7 protein-coding genes are annotated in these 8071 nt (G+C 47.0%); all 7 read left to right on the top strand.

Translation table 11 applies throughout. The features are described 5' to 3' along the window. Positions 1-113: 113 nt before the first annotated feature. The 7 genes from FJM67_RS16500 to FJM67_RS16470 all read left to right on the top strand — a co-directional run bounded on the left by FJM67_RS16500 (position 114) and on the right by FJM67_RS16470 (position 7785). Positions 114-2012: an ATP-binding protein gene (locus tag FJM67_RS16500; RefSeq protein ID WP_140591689.1), complete on the top strand. Its 1899-nt coding sequence runs from the start codon at positions 114-116 to the stop codon at positions 2010-2012. Between the two features lies 1 nt (position 2013). After that, positions 2014-3384: a sigma-54-dependent transcriptional regulator gene (locus FJM67_RS16495; protein ID WP_140591686.1), complete on the top strand. Its 1371-nt coding sequence runs from the start codon at positions 2014-2016 to the stop codon at positions 3382-3384. Positions 3385-3603: 219 nt separating this feature from the next. Beyond that, entirely contained in the window at positions 3604-4647 is a 1044-nt protein-coding gene (gene phnD / locus FJM67_RS16490; RefSeq protein WP_140591683.1) for a phosphate/phosphite/phosphonate ABC transporter substrate-binding protein, read from the top strand. 109 nt (positions 4648-4756) lie between these two features. Beyond that, the gene (gene phnC / locus FJM67_RS16485) at positions 4757-5542 is read left to right on the top strand and encodes a phosphonate ABC transporter ATP-binding protein (RefSeq protein ID WP_140591680.1); all 786 of its coding nucleotides are present in this window, start codon (positions 4757-4759) and stop codon (positions 5540-5542) included. Further along, positions 5530-6324, top strand: coding sequence for a phosphonate ABC transporter, permease protein PhnE (gene phnE, locus FJM67_RS16480; RefSeq protein ID WP_140591677.1), 795 nt, complete (start codon positions 5530-5532; stop codon positions 6322-6324). The genes phnC and phnE (FJM67_RS16480) overlap by 13 nt, the downstream gene beginning before the upstream one ends. Positions 6325-6342: 18 nt before the next feature. After that, positions 6343-7140 carry a phosphonate ABC transporter, permease protein PhnE gene (phnE, locus tag FJM67_RS16475; protein WP_140591674.1) on the top strand — a complete coding sequence of 266 codons (798 nt, stop codon included), beginning with the start codon at positions 6343-6345 and terminating at the stop codon, positions 7138-7140. A gap of 72 nt (positions 7141-7212) precedes the next feature. After that, positions 7213-7785 carry a histidine phosphatase family protein gene (locus tag FJM67_RS16470; RefSeq protein WP_219846032.1) on the top strand — a complete coding sequence of 191 codons (573 nt, stop codon included), beginning with the start codon at positions 7213-7215 and terminating at the stop codon, positions 7783-7785. The last annotated feature ends 286 nt before the right edge of the window (positions 7786-8071 follow it).

Genomic DNA, 8071 nt, shown 5'->3' with positions numbered 1-8071 from the left:
CAGAAACGAAGATCAGATCAAGCTGGCCGGATCACACCGAAACGCGTGGCTGAATGATACCGGAATCGGTGGCCAGACAAACCGAAATACGCAAATAATAACAGGACGCTAATATGGGACTTAGTTTGCGCCATTGGATACGCCATATCGGTATCGGTGGGCGGCTTTTTTTAGCCTTTGCATTAATCTCCTCCATTACTTTTGTTGCCAGTGGTCTCACCACCAATACCTACGTGCAGCTTAGGGACGAATTGCTGTTGCTGCAGCATCAGGATATTCCAGGCTTAGATGCAGCCGCGCGGCTCAATGACAAAAGCCGTTTAATCGTCTCCACAGCCCCTTTGTTGGTGAGTAGCGAATCAAATGCTTCTCGACTCCGAGCAATGGACGAACTGAACTCGGCGATTGAGGAGATGGATAATTTGATGCGCAATCTGCCCGACTACAATCGCTATTTTGTCGAGTTGATCACTCAGATTCACAACAGCCTCACCCTACTTAATCAGAACGTTGAACAACGAGAGCAGGTTCATAATCAACTGATCCAAACGTTGCTACAGGTATTCCCCCGTATTGAACAGTTAATCAATGAATTTGAGCAGCGCCCTGCAGCCGACGCTTTACCCATTATCAGTCGCCTGTATTATTTTTATGGAATGGCAGAAAAGATCAGAAACGACGCGTCTTTCAACGATCTCGACTACACTTTTTTGCATCTAGAGCACTTAGGCTCAGAGCTTGAGGCAAGTGCTAAAACCTTAGGCATCTCTGCCACAACACACGCTGACTTAGATGATCTGATCAATATAGGCTCTCGCAAAGGCGAGCTTTTTATATTGAAAAATCTCGAGCTTGATCTTCTCTATCAGCAATCTTTTTATCTCCAGAATAGCCAAAACCACATCCAGCAATTAGCCGCACAGATCAATCAATACACCAATCAAACCAACACCAGTATTGGGACTTCTCTAAACAATGCGATCAAGTCCATCAATATCAGTATTCGCAGTGTCTTATTGCTCTCATTAATCAGTTTGATCGTTGCAGGCGCCGTCTCATGGTTTTATGTGCAACGTAATGTGCTTCAGCGAATACAAGAACTCCAGCAAAACATGCGCGCCATTGCCAACTCCAAGCTGGATACTCAAATCCGCATCATTGGTGATGATGAAGTCTCCAATATGGCCAGAGATCTAAGACATTTTCAAAAGACTGCGATTCAGGTAGAGCAAACCAACCTCAAGCTGGCAGCTGAAGTAGAGGAACGTATCGCTGCTGAAGCACAGCTCAAGGCCACTCAGAATGAATTAGTCCAAGCTGGAAAACTGGCAGCGTTAGGACAACTCAGCGTCGGCATTACCCATGAAATCAACCAACCACTGACCGCCATTGCCAGTCATCTGCATATTTTAGAACGTCGCTTAGATAAAGATGAACCAGAAAAGGCTCGTGAGGCACTCAGCAAAATATCACGTTTGATCGACAAAACGGCGGCGATTACTCGCCATTTAAAAACCTTTGCCCGTGTTGCCAAGACAGAGCTTTCTCCCGTATCGGTCAATGCTGTTATTCAAGACACCATTGATTTGATGTCAAACCGCCTCAGAGAACACCCTTGCCAATTTGAGTACACACCAATTTCTTCTACGGTCACTGTTTTGGCTGAGCCCATTCGTTTAGAGCAGGTACTGGTAAATTTATTAAGCAATGCACTAGATGCACTGACGCACAGCGTTCAAGAGCCTTCGGAGCAAAAGGTTCGGGTCATTGTTCACGACTGTGAAACGCAGGTAGAGATTCGAGTTGAAGATACTGGCAGAGGCATTGAACCGGACAAACTTGAGCTGATATTTGACCCCTTCTACACACAAAAAGAGGTGGGACAAGGCCTCGGACTCGGCTTATCCATTAGTTACAACATCATTCAAGATTTTGGCGGACGCATTCGCGTTCACTCGACGCTCGGTAAAGGCAGCTGTTTTACCCTGATATTAAATAAGGCAGAACAATAAAATGAATCAGGCTATTAGGATAATCATCATCGACGATGACCAGTCCATCGTTGAAGCATTAACAGAAATGCTGGAATTAGAAGATTTTCGTATTCAAACCTTTTTGGATGCGGACAAGGCGCTGGCCTCACTTTCCAGCGATAGCCCAGCGGTGGTACTCAGTGACGTCAAAATGCCCAAAATGAACGGTTTAACGCTGTTGTCGCGAATAAAGCAACTAGACCCAGAGCTACCAGTCTTACTCATGAGTGGCCATGGTGACATCCCGATGGCAATCGAAGCAGTACGAGATGGCGCCTATGACTTTTTAGAAAAGCCACTCAACCCAAAACAGCTCATCAATCAACTTTCTAGAGCCGTTGAAAAGCGCCAACTGGTGCTAGAGAACCGAGCGCTGAAGCAGGACCTCGAGCAACAAAGCGGATTAAAAGAGTTCATTATTGGCGACTCGGCTGCGATGAAAACCATCAGACAGCATATCGTGGCGCTGGCTCAAGCCAATGTTGATACCATTATTTACGGTGAAACTGGCTCTGGTAAAGATGTCGTCGCCAGAGCGCTGCATCAATTCAGCCAACGATCTAATCGACGCTTTATCGCTATAAACTGTGGTGGCATCAGTGAAAGTCTGATCGAAAGCGAATTATTTGGGCACGAAGCTGGCTCTTTTACCGGAGCTAATAAGCGTCATATCGGCAAGATTGAAGCCGCTAATGGCGGCACCTTATTTTTGGATGAAATAGAAACAATGCCAATCTCGGTGCAGATCAAACTGCTCAGAGTATTACAAGACAGGACCATTGAGCGCGTGGGTAGCACGACTCCGATCCCAGTATCCTTGACGGTCATTGCCGCAAGCAAGGACGATTTGGCACTGCTTAGTGAGGAAGGACGTTTTCGCAAAGACCTATTCTATCGCCTGAATGTCGCGAGCCTGACCATCCCACCACTTAAAGACAGACCCGAAGACGTTCTGCCTTTGTTCCATCATTACGCCTGTAAAGCCGCTGAGCATTTTTCCCGTCCACTGCCAGAGATTCAACCTGAAACCCTCACACACTTACTGCAACATAGCTGGCCTGGGAATGTGCGGGAGCTCAAAAATGCAGCCGACCGATTCGTATTAGGAATCAGTGAAACGTCCCTCGCTTCATTGAAGCAAAACGATGAGCCTGTTGCTGCGAGCTATGAAGAACGCATGGAACAGTTCGAGCGCCAAATATTGGAGCAAGGTTTGCGTGCCACTCAAGGACAATTGCATGAGGCGGCAGACTTATTGGACCTTTCTCGAAAAACGCTCTATCGCAAAATGAAGAAGCACCAGCTAGACAAACAAGTCTTTCGTAGCACTTTAGAAAAAGGACAGATATGACCCGTTTCCATATATCACCTTGGACACACCTGTCCCAACCCCCCAAAGAAAACCGGAGAAATTTATTTAAATCATTGTTTTTATTGTGAATTTAAATATTGGTATCTGAATTGCAATTCTACCGCTGACTCTGCCCCAGAGACAGAGACAGCCATCTCCGGCAACGGCTCCTCCCGCCCGGCGATAACAACAAAAACAACGTCTTAAGAGGTACAACTGATGTCAAATAAACTGCTTACTAGCCTGATTCTTTCTGGATCCTTGCTTCTAGGTGCAAGCCCTGTATTAGCAGACGACTGTTCTTCCCGTGGTGTTCTCGACGAAAAATTCTGTGATGAGAATAATGATCTGGTTGCAGATACCCCAAAAGATCCATCTGAGTGGCGCGATCCCAGCACCTTGGTTTTCACTTACACTCCGGTAGAAGACCCTGCTGTTTACAAGGACGCTTTCCATGACTTTCAAGAATATCTAAGTGAAGTCACTGGCAAAAAAGTCATTTACTACACGGTGCACTCTAACGCTGCAGAAGTTGAGGCCATCCGTTCTGGTCGTCTACACATCGCAGGTTTCTCAACCGGCCCAACTGGCTACGCGGTCAATCTAGGCGGCTATGTACCTATTGCTGTGAAAGGCACAGCGGATGGCTTCCAGGGCTACAACCTGATCACCATTACTCGTGCGGACAGTGACATTCACACAATGGAAGACTTAAAAGGCAAAGTGGTGGCGCATACTTCTGCTTCTTCTAACTCAGGTAACTTGGCACCAAGAGCGCTTTTCCCGTACGTGGGTGTGACGCCTGATAAAGATTACCAAGTAAAATACTCAGGCAAACACGATCAATCGATTATGGGCGTTTTGGCTGGCGACTATGATGCAGCTCCCGTTGCCTCAGACGTATTCCACCGCATGGTAGATGGTGGCCGTATTAAAGAAGACGATTTCCGCGTCATCTATACAAGTGCTAAATTCCCAACCTCCGCGTTCGGTTATGCACACAACCTACACCCGGACCTTGTCGCTAAAATCAAACAGGCTTTTGATACCTTCCGCTTCTCTGAAAGCATGCAAGAAACCTTTGGCGGTGCAGATCGCTTCTACCCTGTCACCTATAAAGAAGACTGGAAAGTGATCCGTGACATCGCACACGCGTCTGGTACGGCCTACACCAAAACGGGGCTGAAACAGCTTGCTGAAGCAGATGCTGCCAAGGCAGCCAAGGCCGCGGCTAAGAAGCAAGCCATGCAGAGCTCTAACTAAGCCGAACCACCCTATTAGCGGGAGGTTTTCCTCCCGTATTCCTTACAATCCTTCCCAACCGCTTGGTATCTAAAGCGGTATGGGACCCTTTTGCCCAAAGGAACTTGCTATGACTACCGCTACAGATTTCGCCAGCTCTCCCAATGCACTCAATATTCGGGGCCTGCAAAAAGAATATGTCCCTGGAAAACCTATCTTGAAAGGCATTGATATTGAGATCAATTCTCCCGGCATCATTGCCATTATAGGCCCGTCAGGAACCGGTAAAAGCACACTACTGCGTTGCATCAATCGCCTGATTGAACCCACTGCTGGGGAAATCATTTTTCATCAGTCCAATTTGTGCCTAGCGAAGGGGCGTCAACTTAGACAGCTACGCAGACACGTTGGTATGGTGTTTCAAGAATACAATTTAGTGGAACGTCTATCCGTCATCGAAAACGTGCTAACGGGGCGCTTAGGCTATATGTCAGCTTGGAACGCATGGCGTCGCAAATTCAGTCAAACAGACATCGATATGGCATTCCAATTGCTCGAATCGGTGGGCTTAACGGAGCACGCCAATAAACGTGCTGATAGTCTTTCTGGTGGTCAGCGCCAGCGTGTTGGCATCGCCCGCGCCGTGATGCAAGATCCACATATTTTATTGGCAGATGAGCCCACCTCTTCTCTCGATCCTAAAACAGCCGTGGAAATCATGGAGTTGTTAGAAAAGTTCGCGGAAGAAAAAAACATCCCAACATTGGTTAACATCCATGATGTGAATCTAGCCCGCCGCTTTGCAAAAAGAATGATTGGTATGAGTGATGGCGTAGTTGTTTATGATGGCGCTCCTGAAGGCATTACGGACGCTCACCTCAAACAAATTTACGGAGGTGAATCATGGCTGGTATAACTCCATCAAAGCATCACGAGACCCCATTCAAGCGAAATTGGCTAGTGACGGCCCTTTGGGTATTGGTTGCCGTTTATTTGGTCTATTCGTTTCAAGCAATGGGGGTGAGCTGGACACGTTTCTCTGAAGGCTTAGGTCATGCAGGGCAACTATTCGAACGTATGTTTCCACCTAACTTTTCACGCTGGGAGCTACTCCTTAGTGGATTGGCAGAGAGTCTGGAGATTGCCATCATCGCCAGCGTATCAGGAATCGTGCTTTCCCTCTTCTTTGGGTTATTTGCAGCGCGAAACCTAATGCCCGATTGGGTGACAGTGCCCATGCGTGGTTTTATTGCGCTGTGCCGAACATTTCACCCTGTAATCATCGCGATCCTGTTTGTAAAAAGCGTTGGCTTTGGCGCACTGGCAGGGATTCTTACCTTAGTGGTTGCCTCTATTGGTTTTATTGCAAAGCTCTTCGCAGAAGCCATTGAAGAGATTTCGTTAAAGCAGGTTGAGGCCATTCGCGCCACAGGTGCGGGATTTGTTAGCTTGATCTTGTTCTCAGTTATGCCGCAGGTGTTTTCACGCTTTATTGGCTTTTCGACTTATCAATTGGACTCTAATCTGCGCAACTCCACCATGGTAGGGATCGTCGGAGCTGGGGGACTTGGAGGAACGCTATTTTCGGCGTTCCAGCGTTTTGACTACGATTTTGTCGCCGCCATCTTAATTACCATCATTGCACTGATCATGTTTGGAGAGTTTCTATCCAACATCGTTCGTCGCATTTTTAGATAACCCAATGAGGATTCGAAAATGACTACTATGCACTCTCATTGGCAACGGTTTACTTTAAAACAAAAGTTGTCGCGCTACTCCGTTTACATCGTATTACTTGTCGCGCTAATTCAGTCGATTCGGACAGTCGAGGTCATTCCTGAGTTTTTCTACGATGCTCCCGAGCAAATGGCTGATATGTTCACACGCATGTGGCCCATCGACTTCGCGTTTTATTCAGTCTCTGTTCATGACGCTATGATTGAAACGCTAAACATCGCCACCCTTGGCACATTGGTGACCTTGATATTTGCCATTCCTTTGGCGCTGATGAATGCGAATAACGTTGTGGCTTCTCCAATCAGTCACTGGATCGCTCGCTTTTTCTTAGTGTCTTCCCGCTCGGTCAACTCGTTAGTGTGGGCGTTACTGTTCGTTGCCATTTTTGGCCCTGGCGTCATGGCAGGCGTGCTGGCGATCGCTTTTCGATCGGTCGGGTTTGTTGGCAAGCTACTGGCCGAAGCCATTGAAGAAATCAACATGGGGCCGATTGAGGCACTACGCGCCACCGGAGCGTCTTGGGCTTCCGTGCTATTAAAAGGCTACTGGCCGCAAATACTTCCAGCATTCTTCAGTATTGTGCTGTTTCGTTGGGATATTAATGTTCGCGAGTCAGCGGTATTGGGGCTTGTTGGCGCAGGTGGCATAGGTGTGGTACTTAACAACGCGATGAATTTATTTGAATGGCAACGTGTTGCTATGGCGCTGCTGGCGATCTTTGCCGTGGTGATCCTAGCGGAAATCATCGTCGTGCAAATACGTAAAAAGCTTATTTAGTTTTAAACTGGGTTGGGCGGAGCTGCGTTGATTCAAGCTGCAGCTTCGTCTTAACCATGAGAATTCGTCATTATGGATACAAAGAACCGATACTACTTAATGCGCCATGGGCAAAGCGAGGCCAATGTCGAGGGTAAAATTGTCAGTCATCCCGATATTGGCTGCGCGAGTTTTGGTCTAACTCACGAAGGCAAACAGCAAATCTTGGCCTCATTAAACGCTTATGATGGGCCAAACTTGCAACAGGTTTATTGTTCGGACTTTCTTCGAACGAAAGAAACCGCTCGCTTAGTCACCAAGGCTCTTTCACTGCCCGAGGCCATAAATACACCCTCATTGCGAGAGCGCTTTTTTGGTAACTGGGACGGACAAAGCGACCGATACTACGAGCAAGTCTGGCAGAAAGATGCCCAACACCCCAGCCAACTTAGTGACCATGTAGAAAGTGCTGAAGACGTCTTTAAGAGAGTAATGGAGTTTATTGAAACACTAGAAAGCCACCATCAAGATCAAACCATTCTACTGGTTGCTCATGGAGACGTATTACAAATCCTGCGTACCGCTTGGTTCAACCTAGCGCCCCATGAACATAGGAAACTTCCCAATATTCATACAGCCGAAATTGTCCCACTCGGCAACGGCTAACTCGCAATACAAAAAGAAAAGCCCCTTGGTCAGTTTAGACAAGGGGCTTTACGATCATCGCGCTGAAGCTAAGTTGTGAATAGACAAATATTAAGTATCCCAATTCTCGATAAAAAAACAAGATTAAGTATTCCATTTGATCACAAAAACATTTCCCACAAAAAGCGGGTAACTCCAAAGTTATGTCCCCTAAGGAAACTACGATCAAGTCAGATAATTCTGGTCTGACTTGTTCCACATGCCAGCAACCCTAAAAACGTGTCAGTTAGCCGCACTTTCCCGAAAA

This window comes from Maribrevibacterium harenarium, assembly GCF_006385675.1.
GTDB lineage: Bacteria > Pseudomonadota > Gammaproteobacteria > Pseudomonadales > Marinomonadaceae > Marinomonas > Marinomonas harenarium.
Note: the sequence above shows the minus strand (reverse complement) of the source record. Positions and strands in the feature narration are given on the sequence as shown.

Coding starts and splice junctions, on each gene's coding strand:
- FJM67_RS16495 (WP_140591686.1), top strand. CDS start 2,014: ATGAATCAGGCTATTAGGATAATCATCATCGACGATGACCAGTCCATC.
- FJM67_RS16470 (WP_219846032.1), top strand. CDS start 7,213: ATGGATACAAAGAACCGATACTACTTAATGCGCCATGGGCAAAGCGAG.
- phnE (WP_140591677.1), top strand. CDS start 5,530: ATGGCTGGTATAACTCCATCAAAGCATCACGAGACCCCATTCAAGCGA.
- FJM67_RS16500 (WP_140591689.1), top strand. CDS start 114: ATGGGACTTAGTTTGCGCCATTGGATACGCCATATCGGTATCGGTGGG.
- phnE (WP_140591674.1), top strand. CDS start 6,343: ATGACTACTATGCACTCTCATTGGCAACGGTTTACTTTAAAACAAAAG.
- phnC (WP_140591680.1), top strand. CDS start 4,757: ATGACTACCGCTACAGATTTCGCCAGCTCTCCCAATGCACTCAATATT.
- phnD (WP_140591683.1), top strand. CDS start 3,604: ATGTCAAATAAACTGCTTACTAGCCTGATTCTTTCTGGATCCTTGCTT.